The organism is Antarctobacter heliothermus (assembly GCF_002237555.1).
GTDB lineage: Bacteria > Pseudomonadota > Alphaproteobacteria > Rhodobacterales > Rhodobacteraceae > Antarctobacter > Antarctobacter heliothermus_B.
In genome coordinates, this window is record NZ_CP022540.1 from 813,822 (window position 1) to 831,472 (window position 17,651).

19 protein-coding genes are annotated in these 17,651 nt (G+C 62.3%); 8 read left to right on the forward strand and 11 right to left on the reverse strand.

What is annotated here, in order from left to right:
- The first annotated feature begins 26 nt into the window (after positions 1-26).
- From galU to ANTHELSMS3_RS03970, 6 genes are read left to right on the forward strand one after another with little or no spacing between them, the layout of a single operon-like run.
- Positions 27-917 (forward strand): UTP--glucose-1-phosphate uridylyltransferase GalU, encoded by an 891-nt coding sequence (gene galU / locus ANTHELSMS3_RS03945; protein ID WP_094036911.1) that lies wholly within the window; start codon positions 27-29, stop codon positions 915-917.
- A 5-nt stretch (positions 918-922) separates the two neighbouring features.
- Entirely contained in the window at positions 923-1,906 is a 984-nt protein-coding gene (gene galE, locus ANTHELSMS3_RS03950) for a UDP-glucose 4-epimerase GalE (RefSeq protein WP_094033739.1), read from the forward strand.
- Positions 1,887-3,074 (forward strand): glycosyltransferase family 4 protein, encoded by a 1,188-nt coding sequence (locus ANTHELSMS3_RS03955; protein WP_094033740.1) that lies wholly within the window; start codon positions 1,887-1,889, stop codon positions 3,072-3,074. The genes galE and ANTHELSMS3_RS03955 overlap by 20 nt, the downstream gene beginning before the upstream one ends.
- 53 nt (positions 3,075-3,127) lie before the next feature.
- Complete coding sequence (locus ANTHELSMS3_RS03960) at positions 3,128-4,138, forward strand: glycosyltransferase family 2 protein (RefSeq protein ID WP_094033741.1); 1,011 nt, start codon at positions 3,128-3,130, stop codon at positions 4,136-4,138.
- On the forward strand, positions 4,135-5,835 hold the full coding sequence (locus tag ANTHELSMS3_RS03965) for a DUF5927 domain-containing protein (protein ID WP_094033742.1): 1,701 nt from the start codon (positions 4,135-4,137) through the stop codon (positions 5,833-5,835). The genes ANTHELSMS3_RS03960 and ANTHELSMS3_RS03965 overlap by 4 nt, the downstream gene beginning before the upstream one ends.
- Positions 5,836-5,841: 6 nt before the next feature.
- Positions 5,842-7,272 carry a sulfotransferase family 2 domain-containing protein gene (locus ANTHELSMS3_RS03970; protein WP_094033743.1) on the forward strand — a complete coding sequence of 477 codons (1,431 nt, stop codon included), beginning with the start codon at positions 5,842-5,844 and terminating at the stop codon, positions 7,270-7,272.
- Between the two features lie 106 nt (positions 7,273-7,378).
- Here the strand turns inward: ANTHELSMS3_RS03970 and ANTHELSMS3_RS03975 are convergent, their stop codons facing one another.
- The 8 genes from ANTHELSMS3_RS03975 to ANTHELSMS3_RS04010 form a co-directional block, all read right to left on the reverse strand.
- A complete protein-coding gene (locus tag ANTHELSMS3_RS03975) occupies positions 7,379-7,996 on the reverse strand; it encodes a peptide chain release factor-like protein (protein WP_094033744.1) in 618 nt (205 codons plus the stop codon).
- Entirely contained in the window at positions 7,993-9,120 is a 1,128-nt protein-coding gene (locus ANTHELSMS3_RS03980; protein ID WP_094033745.1) for an RNA ligase RtcB family protein, read from the reverse strand. The genes ANTHELSMS3_RS03975 and ANTHELSMS3_RS03980 overlap by 4 nt, the downstream gene beginning before the upstream one ends.
- 256 nt (positions 9,121-9,376) lie before the next feature.
- Positions 9,377-9,841, reverse strand: a complete 465-nt coding sequence (locus ANTHELSMS3_RS03985; protein WP_094033746.1) for a PTS sugar transporter subunit IIA — start codon at positions 9,839-9,841, stop codon at positions 9,377-9,379.
- 62 nt (positions 9,842-9,903) lie between these two features.
- Complete coding sequence (hpf, locus tag ANTHELSMS3_RS03990; RefSeq protein WP_094033747.1) at positions 9,904-10,467, reverse strand: ribosome hibernation-promoting factor, HPF/YfiA family; 564 nt, start codon at positions 10,465-10,467, stop codon at positions 9,904-9,906.
- A 267-nt stretch (positions 10,468-10,734) separates the two neighbouring features.
- Positions 10,735-11,496, reverse strand: coding sequence for an LPS export ABC transporter ATP-binding protein (lptB, locus tag ANTHELSMS3_RS03995; protein ID WP_094033748.1), 762 nt, complete (start codon positions 11,494-11,496; stop codon positions 10,735-10,737).
- Entirely contained in the window at positions 11,493-11,987 is a 495-nt protein-coding gene (locus tag ANTHELSMS3_RS04000; protein ID WP_094033749.1) for an LptA/OstA family protein, read from the reverse strand. Before ANTHELSMS3_RS04000 ends, lptB begins: the two co-directional genes overlap by 4 nt.
- A complete protein-coding gene (locus tag ANTHELSMS3_RS04005) occupies positions 11,984-12,598 on the reverse strand; it encodes a hypothetical protein (protein ID WP_094033750.1) in 615 nt (204 codons plus the stop codon). Before ANTHELSMS3_RS04005 ends, ANTHELSMS3_RS04000 begins: the two co-directional genes overlap by 4 nt.
- A 13-nt stretch (positions 12,599-12,611) precedes the next feature.
- Complete coding sequence (locus ANTHELSMS3_RS04010; RefSeq protein ID WP_094036912.1) at positions 12,612-13,226, reverse strand: ribonuclease D; 615 nt, start codon at positions 13,224-13,226, stop codon at positions 12,612-12,614.
- Between the two features lie 982 nt (positions 13,227-14,208).
- On the opposite strand from ANTHELSMS3_RS04010, the gene ANTHELSMS3_RS04015 reads away from it, so the two are divergent.
- Positions 14,209-14,898, forward strand: a complete 690-nt coding sequence (locus ANTHELSMS3_RS04015) for a sugar transferase (RefSeq protein ID WP_094033751.1) — start codon at positions 14,209-14,211, stop codon at positions 14,896-14,898.
- Between the two features lie 54 nt (positions 14,899-14,952).
- Here the strand turns inward: ANTHELSMS3_RS04015 and ANTHELSMS3_RS04020 are convergent, their stop codons facing one another.
- Positions 14,953-15,765 (reverse strand): FAS1-like dehydratase domain-containing protein, encoded by an 813-nt coding sequence (locus ANTHELSMS3_RS04020; protein ID WP_094033752.1) that lies wholly within the window; start codon positions 15,763-15,765, stop codon positions 14,953-14,955.
- A gap of 37 nt (positions 15,766-15,802) precedes the next feature.
- Here ANTHELSMS3_RS04020 and ANTHELSMS3_RS04025 point away from each other — a divergent pair, with 37 nt between their 5' ends.
- The gene (locus tag ANTHELSMS3_RS04025) at positions 15,803-16,201 is read left to right on the forward strand and encodes a VOC family protein (protein WP_094033753.1); all 399 of its coding nucleotides are present in this window, start codon (positions 15,803-15,805) and stop codon (positions 16,199-16,201) included.
- Between the two features lie 2 nt (positions 16,202-16,203).
- Here ANTHELSMS3_RS04025 and ANTHELSMS3_RS04030 read toward each other — a convergent pair whose 3' ends face one another.
- Both ANTHELSMS3_RS04030 and ANTHELSMS3_RS04035 read right to left on the reverse strand, forming a co-directional pair.
- Positions 16,204-16,755, reverse strand: a complete 552-nt coding sequence (locus ANTHELSMS3_RS04030) for an NADPH-dependent FMN reductase (protein ID WP_094033754.1) — start codon at positions 16,753-16,755, stop codon at positions 16,204-16,206.
- Positions 16,756-16,859: 104 nt separating this feature from the next.
- The gene (locus ANTHELSMS3_RS04035) at positions 16,860-17,528 is read right to left on the reverse strand and encodes an OmpA family protein (RefSeq protein ID WP_094033755.1); all 669 of its coding nucleotides are present in this window, start codon (positions 17,526-17,528) and stop codon (positions 16,860-16,862) included.
- Positions 17,529-17,651 lie beyond the last annotated feature (123 nt).

Sequence of the window (17,651 nt, forward strand, 5' to 3'; positions counted from 1 at the left end):
GGCGGCAAAAACAGACGGAGACTGAAATGAAAAAGAAAGTCACCAAGGCGATCTTTCCTGTGGCGGGGCTAGGCACCCGTTTTCTTCCCGCCACCAAATCCGTTCCAAAGGAGATCATGACGCTGGTTGATCGCCCGCTGGTACAATACGCGATTGATGAGGCCCGCGCCGCCGGGATCGAGGAATTTATCTTTGTCACCTCGCGCGGCAAAGGCGCGCTAGAGGACTATTTCGACGTCGCCCCGCAGTTGGAAGAAGAACTGCGCCGCAAGGGCAAGGATCAACTTCTGGACATTCTGTTGTCCACCAACATGGACAGCGGTGAGATCGCCTATATCCGCCAGCACAAGGCGCTGGGTCTGGGCCACGCCATCTGGTGCGCGCGCCGTCTGATTGGCGATCAGCCCTTTGCCGTCATGCTGCCCGACGATGTGATCGCCGCCGAAAAACCCTGCCTTCAGCAGATGGTCGAGGCCTATGAACAGACCGGCGGCTGCATGGTCGCCGCGATGGAGGTTCCGCAAGATCGTGTCAGCGCCTATGGCGTTCTGGATATCTCCGAGGACATGGGTCAGATGGTCAAGGTCAAGGGAATGGTCGAAAAGCCGCCCGCCGATCAGGCACCATCAAACCTGGCCGTAATTGGCCGCTACATCCTGACACCAGACGTGTTCAAGCATCTGGAAAATCCGCAGACCGGCGCCGGGGGCGAAATCCAGTTGACCGACGCGATCGACAAGGAAATCAACGGAAGCGGTGTTTACGGCTACCGCTTCAACGGCCAACGGTTCGACTGTGGGTCCAAGGCCGGTTTCCTACAGGCCACCGTTGCCTTTGGTCTGGCGCGCAATGAATTGAAGGGCGATCTGGGGGCCTACCTGGACGAACTGGCGATTTCTCGCAAGGCGGCGGAATAAGCCAGATGGCGCACGTTCTGGTCACCGGCGGAGCAGGATATATCGGCAGCCACGCTTGCAAGGCGCTGCGGGCGGCGGGCTATACGCCTGTCACCTATGACAACCTGTCGACCGGCTGGCAGGACGCGGTCAAATTTGGCCCGTTCGAACAGGGCGCGCTGTCAGACCGTGCCCGTCTGGATGAGGTCTTTGCCAAATGGCAGCCGGTGGCGGTGATGCATTTCGCGGCCCTCAGTCAGGTTGGTGAGGCGATGGCCAAACCCGGCCTCTACTGGCGCAACAACGTCGAAGGCTCGCTGACCCTGATCGAGGCCGCCTGCGCCGCTGGATGTCTTGATTTCGTGTTCTCCTCCACCTGCGCCACCTATGGCGAGCATGACAACGTGGTGCTGGACGAAAACACGCCACAGGAGCCGTTGAACGCCTACGGCGCGTCCAAGCGCGCGGTTGAAAACATCCTGCGCGACTTCGGCGCGTCCCATGGCATGAAATCGGTGATCTTTCGCTATTTCAACGTGGCGGGCGCCGATCCCGAGGGCGAGGTGGGCGAATATCACCGCCCAGAAACACACCTGATCCCGGTCATGCTAGAGGCGGTTGACGGCAAACGCCCCGGCCTGACCGTACATGGCACTGATTACGACACGCCTGACGGCACCTGCATCCGTGACTATGTACATGTGATGGATCTGGTGGATGCGCATATTCTGGGTCTGCGATGGCTACAGGACGGCAAAGGCAGCCGGGTTTTCAACCTTGGCACCGGGCGCGGCTTTTCCGTGCGCGAGGTGATCGACGCGGCAGGTCATGTCACCAACATGGCCGTGCCCTGCACCGACGGTCCGCGCCGCGCTGGCGATGCGACAAAACTCGTCTCCGGCTCGACCCGCGCGGATGAAGAGTTGGGCTGGAGCCCGGCGCGCTCGACCATGCCGCAGATGATCGCCGATGCGTGGCGCTGGCACAAGAATGGTCACTACACAGCGTAACCGCCTGCTGGACCTGACCCGGCTGACCAGCCGGGCGGGCCGTCCCCTGACCGGGGTGGACCGTGTCGAATTTGCCTATCTGACCCACATGTTGCGACACGGCCCCCTCTGGGGGCTGGTGCGCACCTCACTGGGCTACGTCCTGCTGGACGCCGTTGGCTGCGCTGCCTTCCGGGACAAGGTGCTGTCAGGGGACTGGGGACCGGCGGACCGGCTGTCGCGGATCAAACGCGGGCTGGACCCGATGCGCGCGCACGCGGAATCCGATCTGCGCCGGATCTGCACCGCGCGATGCCTGCCGCTGCGCCTGTCGCCCATGTTGCGCCGACATTTGCCACCCGGCATCACCTATGTGAACACCGGCCACACCAATCTGACGGACCGCGTCCTGTCAGCTTTGCGCAGCATCGGCGCGCGCGTGTCGGTCTTTGTGCATGACACCATCCCGCTGGACGTGCCGCAATACCAGCGCCTTGGCACCGTAGAGAAATTCCGCCACTTCCTGACACGGGCCGCAGAAAGCGCCGATCTGATCATCTGCAACTCACACCAGACAGAGACCGACCTTGGCCGTCATCTGGCGGAGGACCGCGTGCCCCCGACGATCTCTGCCCCCCTTGGTCTGGACCTGACACAGCCAACCGTGGCCCCGCAGGGACCATGGACCACCCCCTATTTTGTCACACTCGGGACGATCGAACCACGCAAGAACCATGCCCTGTTGCTGGATCTCTGGGACGACATCCCCGACGCCCACCTGCTGATCTGCGGAAGTCGTGGCTGGGAAAACCACGCCGTCTTTGACCGCCTCGACACCCGGCCGCCCCGCGTTCATGAATTGCCCGGGCTGGATGACGGACAGGTTGCGGCGCTCTTGCAAAGGTCCGCTGGATTGCTCTTTCCCAGCTTTGCAGAGGGGTATGGCCTGCCCCCGGTCGAGGCCGCAGCCCTTGGCGCACCCGTTCTGGTGAACGATCTGCCCATTTATCGCGAGGTATTGGGCGACATTCCCGTTTACGCAAATGTTTCGGACCGTTATCTTTGGCGCAAAGAAATCAACCGGATGGCTGCGGATCACCCGTCAGATCAGACCCGCGCAGAGCAGGCGCAACGTTTTGCCCCCCCGACATGGGAGGCGCATTTCAAGGCGGTCTTAACCCTGACCTGATAGCCGACACCGGATAAAAGCGGCCCTAGGGGCGCAGGACAAGAGGCAAGGCTTTGGGCGCATGGCAGGCATACCGTCTGAGGTTGCAGCGGAAACGCTGGCTTATCCGCGCCTTTCGCAAACGGCGTGAATTGCGCCCGGTCGCCAATCGCACCGACCAAATCCGCCCCTCTGGCATCCTGCTGTTTTCGACCCAGCGCAATGAGGGCATCCGCCTGCCTTATTTCCTGCGATACTACCGTGAAATGGGTGTCAGCCACTTCTTCTTTGTCGACAATGACAGCACCGACGGGTCGCTCAACTACCTTGCTGAACAACCGGATGTCTCTGTCTGGACCACGCAAGCCAGCTATAAACGCGCGCGGTTTGGCGTCGACTGGCTCAACTGGTTGCAAAGGCAATACGCGCATGGCCACTGGGCGCTGACCGTCGACCCGGATGAGTTCTTTCTTTATCCATTCTGCGACACCCGCCCCCTTAGCGCACTGACCGACTGGCTGGATGCCTCTTCGATCAAATCGTTCTCGGCGATGCTGCTGGACATGTACCCCAAGGGGCGGATTGATCAGCAACCCTACCGGGCCGGACAGGATCCGCTGGAGATCGCCAGTTGGTTCGATGCGGGCAACTATTCGATCCAAAAGAACCCGCAATTCGGCAACCTGTGGATTCAGGGCGGCCCGCGTGCGCGCATGTTCTTTGCCGACAAGCCGAAACTGGCCCCGGCCCTGAACAAGATCCCGCTGGTGAAATGGGACCGCCGCTATGCCTATGTGTCCTCCACCCACAACCTGCTGCCGCGCGGGCTGAATCAGGTCTATGACGAATGGGGCGGCGAAAAGGCCAGCGGCCTGCTGCTGCACACCAAATTCCTGTCGACCTTTTCCGAAAAAGCCGCAGAGGAATTGGACCGTGGCCAGCACTACGGCGCCAGCCGCGAATACATCGCCTATGCCGAAGGAGTGCAAGACAATCCGGACCTGTGGTGCAAATGGTCAGAGAAATACATCAACTGGCGCCAGCTTGAGATTCTCGGCCTCATGTCAAAGGGCAACTGGGCATGAGCGTGGGTGTCATCCTGTTGGTCCACACCGCCTTTGACCGCGCCGAACAGGTCGCCCGGCACTGGTCGCAGGGCGGCTGTCCGGTGGTGATCCACGTCGACGCCAAGGTGCCCAAGGACCGTTTCCGGGCTTTCCAACAGGCGCTGGCCGATCTGCCCGCCGTGTTGTTTTCCAAACGCCATCGCTGTGAATGGGGCACTTGGGGACTGGTCGCCGCCAGTCAAGACGCGTCAGAGCTGATGCTGGACCGCTTTGCCGATGTGCGGCACGTCTACCTGTCGTCCGGCTCCTGTCTGCCGCTGCGTCCGGTGGATGAACTGCGCGCCTACCTTGCCGACCGCCCGCGCACCGATTTCATCGAAAGCGCGACAACCGCAGATGTTCCATGGACCGTCGGCGGGCTGGACCATGAACGCTTTACCCTGCAATTCCCGTTCTCATGGCGCAAACACCGCTATCTGTTCGACAAATTCGTGGACCTGCAACGCGCCACTGGCTACACGCGCCGCATCCCCGAGGGGTTGACGCCCCACATGGGCAGCCAATGGTGGTGCCTGACGCGCAAAACCCTGTCTGCCATCCTGAATGACCCCGAACGGCCGCGCCATGACCGCTATTTCCGCCGCGTCTGGATACCTGACGAAAGCTATTTCCAGACCCTTGCGCGGCTCTTTTCCACCCAGATAGAAAGCCGGTCGCTGACGCTGTCGAAATTCGACTTTCAGGGCAAACCGCACATCTTTTATGATGATCACCTGCAACTGTTGCGGCGTTCCGACTGTTTCGTCGCGCGCAAGATCTGGCCGCGCGCCAATCGCCTGTATGAGGCGTTCCTGACCAACCCGAACACCGCCCAGCAACGGCAAGAGCCAAATCCGGGCAAGATCGACCGCATTTTTGCCAAGGCAGTGGATCGCCGGACCCGTGGCCGCCCCGGCCTGTATATGCAAAGCCGGTTCCCGCGCATGGGCTGGGAAAACGGCGTCACAGCCGGCAAATACTCGGTGTTCCAAGGCTTCTCCGAGCTGTTTCTAGGGTTTGAGGGCTGGGTGGCCAAGTCCACCGGCGCGCAGGTGCATGGCCACCTCTATGCCCCCGACCGGGCCGAATTCGCAGGTGGCGAAACGGTTGTCGCCGGCGCTTTGTCCGACAATGCGCTGGCACGGGACGGCAACCCCAAGGCGTTTCTGACCAACCTGTTGTGGAACACGCGCGGTGAGCGGCAGTGTTTCCAATACGGGCCATCGGACAATCCCGACGTGCTTCGCCATATGGCACTGGACCCGAACGCGCAGATCAGCGTGATTTCGGGCGCGTGGGCGGTGCCGCTGTATCAGTCCAAATCCGACTTTGCCGAAATCCGGGCAGAGGCCGCGCGCCTGCAACGGATAGAGGCCAAGATGCTGGATGAGTTGCGCAAACCCGACGTCAAGGCACGCATCCGAACATGGACCATGGCCGATTTCATCGAGGCCCCAATGGAACCCTTGCAGACCCTGATTGACGAGATCGGGCAAAAGAACGCCCGCCGTCTGGCAGAGGCACCGCGCCTTGTGGATCTATCCGGTTTCGGCCAGTTCCTGCAAAACCTCAAGAACCAGGGGATGCACCCCTATCTGATGGGCGATTTCCCGGTGGACCCGATCCCCCGCAACCGCCCCGGCACCTCCCGAAAACCCTATCTCGTCAGGAAATGATCCCCCATGTCCCAGCGTTTCGACTGTTTCGTGATCTTCGCCGAGATGCGGACAGGCTCGAACTTTCTAGAGGCGAACCTGAACGCCTTTGACGGGCTGACCTGCCACGGTGAGGCGTTCAATCCACATTTCATCGGCTACCCGAATGCCGAGCATATCCTTGACGTGACGCTGGAAGAGCGGGACCGCACGCCCGCCACCCTGCTGGATCGTATCCGCACCGCCACGCCAGAGGGGCTGGGCGGGTTTCGCTACTTTCACGACCACGATCCGCGCGTTCTGGAGCCGCTGCTGACGGACCCGCGCACCGCCAAGATCGTGCTGACCCGGAACCCGGTCGACAGCTATGTCAGCTGGAAGATCGCGCAGGCCACCGGCCAGTGGAAACTGACCAACGTCAAGCGCCGCAAGGACGCGCAGGCGCATTTCGATGCCGAAGAGTTCGAGACGCATCTCGCCGAATTGCAGGCGTTTCAGGTGACATTGCTGCGCGCGTTGCAGACCACCGGGCAGACCGCTTTTTATGTCGCCTACGAGGATCTGCAGGACGTCGAGGTCATGAACGGGCTGGCGCAATGGCTGGGCATTGAGGCGCGACTGGACAGCTTGAACACCGCCCTGAAGCGGCAAAATCCGCAACCCGCGGCGAAAAAGGTCGACAACTACGTCGAGATGTCGGCCTCATTGGCGCGGCTGGATCGGTTCAACCTGTCCCGCACGCCGAATTTCGAACCGCGTCGCGGCCCCGTGGTGCCCACCTATATCGCCGCACGCGATACCCCGCTGTTGTATATGCCGATCCGGTCTGGCCCGGAACGCGCAGTTCGGCAATGGCTGGCGGCGCTGGACGGTGTGCGACTGGGCAAGCTGGCCGACAAGTTCACCCAAGGGTCGCTGCGCGGCTGGAAGCGCGACCGCCCCGGGCACCGCAGCTTTACCGTGATCCGCCATCCACTGGCGCGCGCGCATGATGCCTTTTGCTCCAAAATCCTGACCACCGAAAAGGGCAGCTTTCCCGGCATCCGCAAGGTTCTGCGCCGTGCGCATGGCTTTCCCATCCCCGAGGGGGAACCGGGGGCCGACTACGATGTGAACGCGCACCGCGAGGCATTCACCGCCTGGCTTTCGTGGGTCAGGGCCAACCTCAACGGCCAGACCGCGTTGCGCGTCGATGGACATTGGGCCACGCAGGCCCAGTGCCTTGAGGGGATGGCAGAGTTCACCTTGCCCGACATGATCGTCCGCGAGGATGAGATGGAGGCCTATCTGCCCGCGCTTGCCCTGCAGGTTGGTCATGAAAACCCGCCCGATCCGGTGGCCGTTGCCAACAGCGCCCCCTATTCGCTGGCAGAGATCTACGACAACCAGATTGAGACGCTGGCCCGTGATGCCTATCAGCGTGACTATGTCATGTTCGGTTTCGATGATTGGGCCTGAGACGGGTTGAGCACAAAAGCGGGGCACCTATCCAAGTGCGCCCCGCCTGCCTTTGGCCCCGTCCTCTCGGGTGTTTAAGCAGCGACGAGCCCCGAAGGCGCCCCTGTTACCGCTGCCCCCTTTCGACAAAACCCGGACCGTCAAACACCCGCACCGGATCACCGCGCTGGACCTGATGATGCAGCCAATGCGCCTGTCCGTCCCGTGTGGCCTTCGCCTCTGCCGCGTCGGCATCGGCCAAGGCCTGCAGGCGGGCAAGTGCCAGACGTCGGTTCTGATGCTGTGAGCGTTCGGCGCGGACGACAACGGCATACTCTCCCCAACGCGCGCGGATCGCGCTGGAGGTTTTGTTCTGGTGCTGCCCGCCCGGCCCTCCGGCGCGGATAGCCACCATCTCGACCGCGCGCGGGTCGATTGCGGCACCGCGCGCGGCATCAGGCAGGCGAAAGACCTGCACAAACCAAGTTTTGCGTTTGTGACGCGGGCGCAGCGCGCTGGGGCAACGCCACAACAACGACCCGGTCCAGCGCGCGGCCAAATCGTCGGCGCGCGCCCCGGACAGCACGGCCACCGCAGATACCGGCCCATTACGACCGCCACGGCAAACCAGATCCAGCGTGACGCCCATTTCCGCGGCCTCTTCTTTCATGCGCGTCAGCACATGGCCCGTGGCTTGCTGGCATTCGCCCGGTCCATTGCCGCTGGAGATCAACAGACAGGTCATCGGCGGCCCTCCCTGCTGGTCTTGAAGGTGATCAGCGGTGCAAACGCGGCCACCTCTTCTGCGAGGCCAAAGGTTTCAAGGTCGCGCAACACCGCGCCTGTGTCCTTGTAGGCGCTGCCCGCCTCTTCGATCAGCAGATCACGGTCAGTACAGATCACCCGCCCGCCAAAGCGTGTCTGGCGCATCGCCTCCAGTTCCGACTTTACCCGGGGAATCCGCCCGTGCATCGCCGCACGGTCATAGCGCCGCCCGGCCCCGTGTGAGACAGACCCCAATGCCTCTGGCGGGCCGTCCGGCACCGCCATGAGATAGCTGAGGCTGTCCCGCGATCCGGCCAGCGGGGCCAGCCCCCTGTCCGGCGCGGCCGCGCCTTTGCGGTGCAGCCAGCCATCAGCCCGCCGTTCAAGGTGGTTGTGCGGCGCATCACAGATCAGCCGCGCATCACAGCGCAGCGCCTCTGCCGCGCCTTCGGCGATCAACGCGCGGTTTGTCCGCGCCCAGACCTGCGCCGCATCGTGCAAGGCAACGTAGGTCTCTGCCGCGTCGCTGCCGGGCGCAAACCCGTCATTCCAGGTTTCCGCAATGCCACTGAATACCGCCGCCCCCTGCCCGCGCGATCCGCTGTGGACCAGCAGGCATAGGTCACCTGCCTGCAGCCCCAACCGGGATGCCACTGTCGGATCGGCCAGCGCATCGACCACCTGAACCTCGCAAAAGTGGTTGCCGCCGCCCAGCGTGCCCAGTCCATAGGGGCCGAACCGCGCCGCATCGGTCCCGGCAATCGCCGCGGCACCGGTTGCGGGGTCTGCGCCCGTCTCCAGCGCCTGCAACCGGCGCGCGGCCTTGTCCAGCTTTAGCTTGCGGCGCGGCAGGTCCAGCCGGAACAGCGCCATGCCACAGCCGATGTCCGGCCCGATCAGTTGTGGATAGATCCGGTCCGCCAGAAACGCGCCACCTACGGGGCCAAAGCGGCCCGGGTGCAGGTCCGGAAACGCGGCCACCGCCCGCATCCCGGCCCAATCCGCGACATCATGAAGTTGCTCGACCGCCCGGCCTTCGATCCAGGCACTGTCGGAATAGAATTCACAGACACGCGCAGGTGTCCGAATGGGAGAATTGCCCATAGGTCCGTCTTTCTCAAAACAGAGGTACGGCCAGACTTGGCCGCAAGACGGATCGTCAGATGGGCTGGAAACCTGCCCCGCAGGGCAAAACGGTCAGCGGCCCCGACGATCCAAGGAAATGGCGTCAATGTGCATAGCGGTCATGTGCGGCCCTCCTTTTATATCGGGTGTGACGGTTCGACGGGCGTATACCCCGCTGCCGCCTTTGCGCCAACGGGGGAATTCCGGACCATAGGGGCGCTGTGGCCCCTTTGCCTCAGGCGGCCTTTTCGGCCTCGGCTGCGGTCAGGATGGTATAGAGCGTCGCAGGCACCGGATTGGCCCGCAATTTGGCGCACAGCGCCGGGTTACGCAGGCTGCGCGACACCAGCGCCAACGCCTTGAGGTGCTCGACCCCGGCCTCTTCGGGGGCGAAGAGGCCAAAGATGATATCCACCGGCTGGCGATCGACAGAGTCAAAGTCGATCGGTTTCTCCAGCAGGATAAAGGCCCCCACCACGGAGTCGACTCCTTGAATCCGCGCATGCGGCAGGGCGACACCGTGGCCGACACCTGTCGGCCCCAGTGCCTCACGCTCCATCAGCGCCTCTAGGATATTCGGTGACCTCAGGCCATACGCGCTTTCGGCCAAGTCAGAGACATCATGCATCAGGCGCTTCTTGCTGGAGGTCGAAGTGATAACTTTCACAGCCGTCGGCTTGATGAGATCGACAAACTTCATGGGTCTTGCCTGTGTCTGAGGCGCAGTTGTCGCGCGGATCGGGCTCCGGTGGCGGTTGGACCTTATGGATCAATCCATCCGATGTTGCCATCGTCCCGCCGATACACGACGTTCACGCCGTCCTTTTTCTCGTTTCGAAACACAAGGACCGGCGCTCCCGCCAATTCCATCTGCATCACGGCCTCCCCAACCGACAACGACGGAATGCGCGTTTGCATCTCCGCCACGATTATCGGCTGTAGCGTCTCAGGTTCGTCATCGCCCGAATCCGCTTCGTTGGCGAGGATATACGAGGCTGCCCCAATATGTTCAACCGGGTCGGGGCGGTCCTTGTGATGATCCTTCAGCCGGCGTTTGTAACGGCGCAGCTGCTTGTCCATCTTTTCGGCGCAGGACTCAAACGCCGCATAAATCTCGGTCGCACTTCCCTTTGCGGCCGCGTTCAGCCCGCTCGACAGGTGAACGTTCGCTTCGCAGTGGTATTCATGAGCCGCCTTCGAAAAAACCACCGTCGCGTCGGTCGGGCGCTGACCGTACTTGTCCAGCACGCTGCCCAGTTCGGTTGTGACGTGCTCCTGAAGGGCGTCGCCAATGTCGATGTGTTTTCCCGTGATCTGATAGCGCATTATTTGTCCTTTTCTTATGCACCCGAACGCCGATTCGGGGAGCGGCCCCGCAGCGACGTCACAGGTTCAGGGAAGGCGCGATGTCGCGGAATGCGTGCAGCAAGCCTCGGAAACGAGGAACCAGCAAAGTCGCCATGCCGCGATACAAAGCACCATAGGTTTATTTGACTTGGAAACCCCCGGTGCTGTCAATGGAAACCGCTCCGCGAAGCGGCAACATCTGGCGACAAACTGTTCCCGGATGCCTTTGTCTACGGATGCATGGACTTAGCCAAAGCGAAAGTTCTCACCCAGATAAACGCGCCGGACGTTTTCGTTCTGCACAACTTCCTCTGGCGTGCCGGACATCAACACCTGCCCGTCGTGCAGGATATAGGCGCGGTCGACGATCTCCAGCGTTTCGCGGACGTTGTGATCGGTGATCAGCACGCCAATGCCCCGGGTCTTGAGATCGGCAACAAGGTGGCGAATATCGCCCACGCTGATCGGATCGACCCCGGCAAAAGGTTCGTCCAGCAGCAGATACCGGGGGTTGGCGGCCAGACAGCGCGCGATTTCGACCCGGCGACGCTCACCGCCCGACAGGGCCAGCGCGGGCGCGCGGCGCAGGTGTTCGATCGAAAATTCGCCCAGCAGTTCTTCCAGCCGTTCCCGGCGGCGGTGGACGCTCTTTTCGGCAATATCCAGCACCGCGCCGATGTTGTCCTCGACACTCAACCCGCGAAAGATCGACATTTCTTGTGGCAAATAGCCGATGCCCAGCCGCGCGCGCCGATACATCGGCAAAAAGGTCGCGTCCCGTCCGTCAATCAGGACTTGTCCGCCTTCCGGGTTCACCAGCCCCGCAATCGCATAAAACGACGTCGTTTTGCCCGAACCGTTTGGACCCAGCAGCGCGGCCACCTCACCGCGATCCACGCGCAAACTCACGTCGCGGATGACGACCCGCTTGCGATAGCTCTTGCGCAGATGAGAGACCCTCAGGCCGACGTCGCCTTCGGTTACGCTCAATTCGGGGGGCGCGGTCACGGCTGTTCCTCTGGCGCCTGCTGCAAAACGGTCCGCACGCGGCCGGTCAACTGTGCCGTGCCATCCTTGAGATCGACGACCATCCGCTCCGACGTCAGCGCGCTGGGCCCCTGCGTCAACAGGACGTTGCCGGACATGATGACCTGTCCGCCTTCGATGTCATAGTCGGCGCGCTGCGCCTCTGCCGCCTCTGATCCGCTGACCAGGGTCACACCGCCAGACGCCTCCATCCGTTTGATCCGCCCGGCCTGTTCGGAATAGACCACCAGAACGCGCGGCGCGGCCAACCGCATCTGGCCCTGCGCGATCAGCACATTTCCAGTATATAGCGCCGTTCCGTCCGACTGATTGACCCGCAGCGCGTCTGCCGTCACCTCGACCGGGGCGCTGGTATCCTGCTGCAATCCGCCAAAAGCCACTTCGGCCCCTTGCGCGGAAAGTCCCACAGGTGCGAGGGACAGAATGAGGGCGACAGACAGAAAACGGATCATTCGGCAACACTTTCTTGTTCTGGCGGTTGATATACCAGCTTTACGCCGCCGGAAAACATCAATTGCACGGCATCATCGTCTCCGGCGGGGGCGATCCGCAGGTGTCCGGCTTCAAAGCGGCCCACCGGCCCGTCCCCCTCTACCGGCCCGAGGCTCTCGGCCTCCACCCGGTCCAGACTGGACAACAGACCCTCGGTCCGCAGCACATATCCCTGCGAGCTTTCGATCCGCACCCCGCCCTGCATCAACGCCTGCCTGTCGGCATCGTTCAGATCGGCCGCAGCGGCATCCACCGTGATCTCGCTGCCATCCGCAAGGCGCATCCGCGCCTCAAGCTGATCGGCGCGGATGAGACCATCCTCATGCGGACGCACGGATTTGGCGGTCACGCTCAGCACGTCGCCGCGTGGGGTCGTGCCGGCATAATAGGGGGCACTGACCCGTTCGTCGGCGGTGCTTTCTTTCAGGGCCTCAACAAAAGGCACGTTTTGCAGTGGCTCGGACGGCCGCGACAGCAAGAAAAGCGTCGACAGCATGGCCAATGCGGCAAGCGGCAGCAGGATCTTAAGCCAGGCGATCACCCGCGAATACAATCCATTCCCCCGTCGCATCGCCTACCCCGGCTCAGGCGTGCGCAAAGATGTCGGTGTCCGGCCAGCCCTCTAGGTCAAGCATCGCCCGGGTCGGCAGAAAATCGAAACAGGACTGCGCAAGGTCGCGCCGCCCTTCACGCTCCAGCATGTCATTCAGCGCCGCGCGCAGGCGGTGTAGGTGCAACACGTCCGAGGCAGCATAGTCCTGTTGCGCTGCGGTCAGTTCGGCAGCGCCCCAGTCACTAGACTGTTGCTGTTTGGAAATATCGACGCCCAGCAGTTCCTGGGTCAGCGCCTTCAGCCCGTGCCGGTCAGTATAGGTGCGGATCAGGCGACTGGCGATCTTGGTGCAATAGACGGGCGCCGCCAGCGCGCCAAAGGCATGATACATTGCCGCGATGTCAAATCGGCCGAAATGAAACAGTTTGAGCACATCAGGATCAGTCAACAGCCGCGCAAGGTTTGGCGCCTCGGCCTGCCCTTTGGCGACCTGCACCAGATGCGCGTTGCCGTCGCCCCCTGACAGCTGCACCACACACAGCCGGTCACGGTGCGGGTTCAGTCCCATGGTCTCGCAGTCGATGGCCACCACCGGCCCCAGATCCAGATCGTCCGGCAAATCGCCCTGATACAGATAATTGGTCACGATCCGCCCCTTCTGCCGCATCCGTTTGCCGGCCCGACATATCCGCGCCCCCGCCTGCTTTCAACTCCGCCTCGCTGCCCGCCAGAGCCACAAATTGCGGGTTGATGGCAAAAGTGGGGCAAATCATGGGCACAATCGGGCGAATCAGAGACATCATTCCGACCCGATTCGGGCGCGATCGAGGTAGTCACCTCACGCTCTCTTCACTTTTGAAACATTTCGTGAGCATCGGCATTCCCCCTAGGATTGTCAAGCGGCTCTGACTTGACCCTGCGTTACCCACTTTTGCCGATCTAAGGCGATCCGCCACCAAATACCGTGTCAATCGGCCCAACGTTGGGATTGGCCCTAAACGGTATTGTTTCCCGCTCTCAATCCGGCATTTCGATGGGCGGCAATCCGCCGGTCAAGAGTACGGCGAAATTTAGGCGTTGTTATGCCGAAAAGTGGGGACTGTTTCAGCAGGAACGACAATTCTCGCGGTCTATTTGGTAAACTGTTTCACGAAAACCACTCGTCCCCCAGCCCGCTTCTCGTGTCCATACGCCATCAATTCGGGGGGCAAAACGGCGATTGATACACAACGCGAAGCATCGATTTCCAAAGGCCCCGTTGAGAGGACATCGCGCCGCGCAACCTGTGCGTGTCACGTGCCTTTCTCCTTTAGGTTGTGCCTCATTGAGCTCATTGACGCCCACACCCGAGGCAGGTCATAACAAATTTATCGAATGCGTTTGTCTTGTTTTTGCCGCATTTCGTAAAACACAACACTTGGGGGTTGGTGCTTCCGCTATGGGAGTATCTGGTTAAGTTTGCGGCGGTATCTGCGAAATTAGATCCGAAGACATTGTTAGGGGCTTCGGCCCATCTGCCAAATGGGGGACGCGCGATTTGCGTGCCATGGCGCAGCTATGTCCGAATTTCGTGACGCCTTTGCGCACTTTGCCAATCTCTCGTCAACGCATGACGTCAGGAGGTCATCGTGACAATTCATCTGCGCCAGCCGCTGCCATCGGCTCGGATCGAAAAGTTGATTTCAGAGGTTCTCGCTGCCCAACAAGGGCCTACACTGTACCGCGACCTGTTCAAACGGGCGCTGGACATTGCAATTGTGTTGATAGTGGCGCTGCCCGCTCTGCTGATTGTCGGCCTTTTCTCGCTGATCGTGGCGCGCGACGGACATTCGCCTTTTTATACCCAAAAGCGGCTTGGTCGAAACGGCCGCTGCTTTGATATCTGGAAGCTGCGCAGCATGGTGCCTGACGCGGACAGCCGGCTGAGCGACCATCTGGCCGCAAACCCGGCGGCCCGTGCGGAGTGGGACCGCTCTCAGAAACTGCGCAATGACCCCCGGATCACGCGTGTGGGCCGCCTGATCCGCAAGACGTCAATCGACGAGCTGCCGCAACTGTTCAACGTGCTCAAAGGCGACATGTCGCTGGTGGGCCCGCGCCCGATGATGCCCTGTCAGCAGGACATCTATCCCGGCTCCGCCTATTACGCCATGCGTCCGGGGATCACCGGCTATTGGCAAGTGTCGGTACGCAACGAAAGCTCATTCGCCCAGCGCGCCGGGTTCGACACCGCCTATCTGGAACAGCTGTCGCTGCTCAATGACTTGCGAGTGCTGTTCAAGACGGTGCGCGTGGTGCTGCGCGGCACTGGCTGCTAGGCCGCCGTCCCACACGCCCCGGCCCCCGCGCCGGGGCCTCGTGTCCAAACCCGCTCAGTGTTCGACGGTCGCAACCATACATTGCCGCCCATCCGGTCCACGGACCCACATGTCGTCGCCTGACCGGCACAGCGTCGCCAACTCATCATGCATCAAAGGCGCGGTGGCGCGGAAGGTGAACCCGCTCACCGGAGCCGCCTCTTCGGCCATCAGCAACAGCCCCTGCGCCAACAGCGGCCCATGCACCACCAGCCCGCCATAGCCTTCGACCGTGCGGGCATAGTCGATGTCATAGTGAATGCGGTGCCCGTTGAAGGTCAGCGCCGAATAGCGAAACAGCAGCGTTGGGGAAAACCCCATCACGCGTTCGCTGTCGTGGTCGTCGCGCGCCATGGGTGACGTGGGCGGCGTGGGCCCGCCCGCCTCCGGCCCCGCCTCCTCGCGGTACACCAGATCCTGCCGTTCGGTCACGCAAAGCTGCCCGCCCTGCCAGATCTCATGCGCCAGCGTGACAAAGCCCAGTGGCCCGCTGCGGCCCGTCTTGCGCGTCACATCCGCCACCCAAGAGCGTTTCTCAGCCATGTAGCCCGCCCGCAACGGGGCATGAAACTGCAACGCACCCCCGGCCCACATGCGCCGGGGCAGGCCAAGATCGGGGATCAGCCCCGTCCCCACGCGGGGATGCCCGTCCCGACCCAGCAGGCCGGGCGGTTGGGCTTCCCAAAAATAGATCTGGTGAAAGAATGGCGGCAGCGGGTCGCCCACGTCGATCGCCCGGCCCCTGTCCAGCGCAACAGCCAGCGCTTGCGCGCGCTCCGGGTCCATCACGTCGGTTTGACGCCGCTCCGCCTGCGCTGCATTCTGCATCGGCCTCTCCCTGTACCTTGCGCGAGTTATTCCAGCCATGCCGCCCGCCGTCCAGTCGCTCGACCACCTTGTGCTGACCGTTGCCGATCTGGCGGTGACACGGGCCTTTTATGAAAACGTGCTTGGGATGCAGGCACAGTCCTTTTCGCCGCCAGATGGCAGCACCCGATGGGCGCTGAACTTTGGGTCGCAAAAGATCAACCTGCATGTCGCCGGGCAAGAGTTCGACCCAAAGGCCAAGCATCCCGCCCCCGGCTCGGCCGATCTGTGTTTTCTCAGTGTAACGCCACTGTCCGACTGGATGGTGCATCTGACCGCGCTCGGCATCAGGATCGAAGACGGCCCCGTGGCCCGCACCGGCGCCACCGGGCCGATCCTGTCGATCTACCTCCGAGACCCGGATGGAACCCTGATCGAGATTTCAAACCCCGCCTAGGGTCAGCCCCGCATCCGCTCTGCCTCGGTGCGCAGTTCCTCCATCAAAGACAGCAACAGCGCACGTCCGCGCGCATCGGACAGCCGCCCGTCATCGTCAAACTGCGTGCGGCTTTGCGCCAGCATCATCTCCGGTCCGGTCAACAGACGCGGTCGAAACGGCGTCAGGCAAAGCCGCGCCATGTTTTGCGCCCGCTCTCCACCCGCACGCCCTGCCGCCGAAGACAATAGCGCAACCGGCTTGTCCTTCCACGGTGCCCCTTCGGTCCGCGAGATCCAGTCCAGCGCGTTTTTCAGCACACCCGAGATGCCCTTGTTGTATTCCGGCGTCACCACCAGCACCGCATCCGCGGCAGCGATCTGGTCTGCGGCCTGCTGCACAATGGCCGGGATGCCATCGGCGTTCTGGATGTCTTCGTCAAACAGCGGAAACCGCAGATCCAGCTCGGTGAACGCGCCGGGGGCAAACAGGCGCGCGGCCTCGAACATCAGCTTTCGGTTGCTTGACTCGGTGCGCAGCGAACCGCACAGGCCCACCAGTTTCATGTCACTCATCGGTTCTCTCCAGACTGCTACCCCCGGACCTACAATAAAAAAGCGCCGCGACAAGGCGCGGCGCTTTGCAGACTATACGCGATCGGGGCACAGCCCCTGTGCGCTTAGCCGTTCGGCAGGATCACGATCTCGACCCGACGGTTCTGGGCCTTGCCCTCGGCGGTCAGGTTCGACGCGATCGGTTGATCCTCACCGCGACCAATGACAGAGACACGGCCGCGCGGCACACCTTCGGACAGCAGCACATTGGCCACCGCCTGCGCGCGACGCTGCGACAGGTCAAGGTTATAGGCAGCATCGCCGTCGCTGTCGGTATGGCCGATCACCTGCGAGGTGGTGTTCGGATAGGCCAGCAGGGACTGACCCACATCGCGCAAGTCCGACACAAGGGTCGACCGCAGCTGTGCGCTGTCGGTGGCGAACAGGATGTCCTGCGGCATGGTGACAATCAGGCGGTCGCCGGTGTTGCGGATCGTCGCGCTGTCGCCCAGCTGCTGCCGCAGTTCGGCCTCTTGCTTGTCCAGCTGGTTGCCGATGGCGGCACCGGCGGCAGCACCAACCAGCGCCCCGGCCACGGTGGCACGGTTGCGTTCACCAACGTCGCTCCCGCCTGCAAGACGGCCGGCAACCGCACCACCCAAGGCACCGATCAATGCGCCCTGCTTGGCTTTCTTGTTGGGGTCGCTGTCGTCGATCATCGGGCCCGTGGTGCAGGCGCTAAGGCCAACAACGGCCACGACGGAGAGAAGAATGGGGGATTTCGCCCGGATCATAAGGAGCCTCTTTTTGATGTTTGCCCCAGTTGATTGGGGTCTTTCACTGCCGATATGCAATAACATCTGCGAAACGCCCAGCCTTGTCATGGGGAAAATCGGCAAAGCTCCGCGCATGACCTC

Bases quoted from the DNA above. Each gene is read 5' to 3' on its own strand.
- ANTHELSMS3_RS03955 (WP_094033740.1), top strand. From the start codon at position 1,887: ATGGTCACTACACAGCGTAACCGCCTGCTGGACCTGACCCGGCTGACC.
- ANTHELSMS3_RS04035 (WP_094033755.1), bottom strand. From the start codon at position 17,528: ATGATCCGGGCGAAATCCCCCATTCTTCTCTCCGTCGTGGCCGTTGTT.
- ANTHELSMS3_RS04005 (WP_094033750.1), bottom strand. From the start codon at position 12,598: ATGCGACGGGGGAATGGATTGTATTCGCGGGTGATCGCCTGGCTTAAG.
- ANTHELSMS3_RS04025 (WP_094033753.1), top strand. From the start codon at position 15,803: ATGCCGCCCGCCGTCCAGTCGCTCGACCACCTTGTGCTGACCGTTGCC.
- ANTHELSMS3_RS03985 (WP_094033746.1), bottom strand. From the start codon at position 9,841: ATGAAGTTTGTCGATCTCATCAAGCCGACGGCTGTGAAAGTTATCACT.
- ANTHELSMS3_RS03980 (WP_094033745.1), bottom strand. From the start codon at position 9,120: ATGGGCAATTCTCCCATTCGGACACCTGCGCGTGTCTGTGAATTCTAT.
- ANTHELSMS3_RS03975 (WP_094033744.1), bottom strand. From the start codon at position 7,996: ATGACCTGTCTGTTGATCTCCAGCGGCAATGGACCGGGCGAATGCCAG.
- ANTHELSMS3_RS04030 (WP_094033754.1), bottom strand. From the start codon at position 16,755: ATGAGTGACATGAAACTGGTGGGCCTGTGCGGTTCGCTGCGCACCGAG.
- ANTHELSMS3_RS04000 (WP_094033749.1), bottom strand. From the start codon at position 11,987: ATGATCCGTTTTCTGTCTGTCGCCCTCATTCTGTCCCTCGCACCTGTG.
- galE (WP_094033739.1), top strand. From the start codon at position 923: ATGGCGCACGTTCTGGTCACCGGCGGAGCAGGATATATCGGCAGCCAC.
- ANTHELSMS3_RS03970 (WP_094033743.1), top strand. From the start codon at position 5,842: ATGTCCCAGCGTTTCGACTGTTTCGTGATCTTCGCCGAGATGCGGACA.
- hpf (WP_094033747.1), bottom strand. From the start codon at position 10,467: ATGCGCTATCAGATCACGGGAAAACACATCGACATTGGCGACGCCCTT.
- ANTHELSMS3_RS03965 (WP_094033742.1), top strand. From the start codon at position 4,135: ATGAGCGTGGGTGTCATCCTGTTGGTCCACACCGCCTTTGACCGCGCC.
- galU (WP_094036911.1), top strand. From the start codon at position 27: ATGAAAAAGAAAGTCACCAAGGCGATCTTTCCTGTGGCGGGGCTAGGC.
- ANTHELSMS3_RS04020 (WP_094033752.1), bottom strand. From the start codon at position 15,765: ATGCAGAATGCAGCGCAGGCGGAGCGGCGTCAAACCGACGTGATGGAC.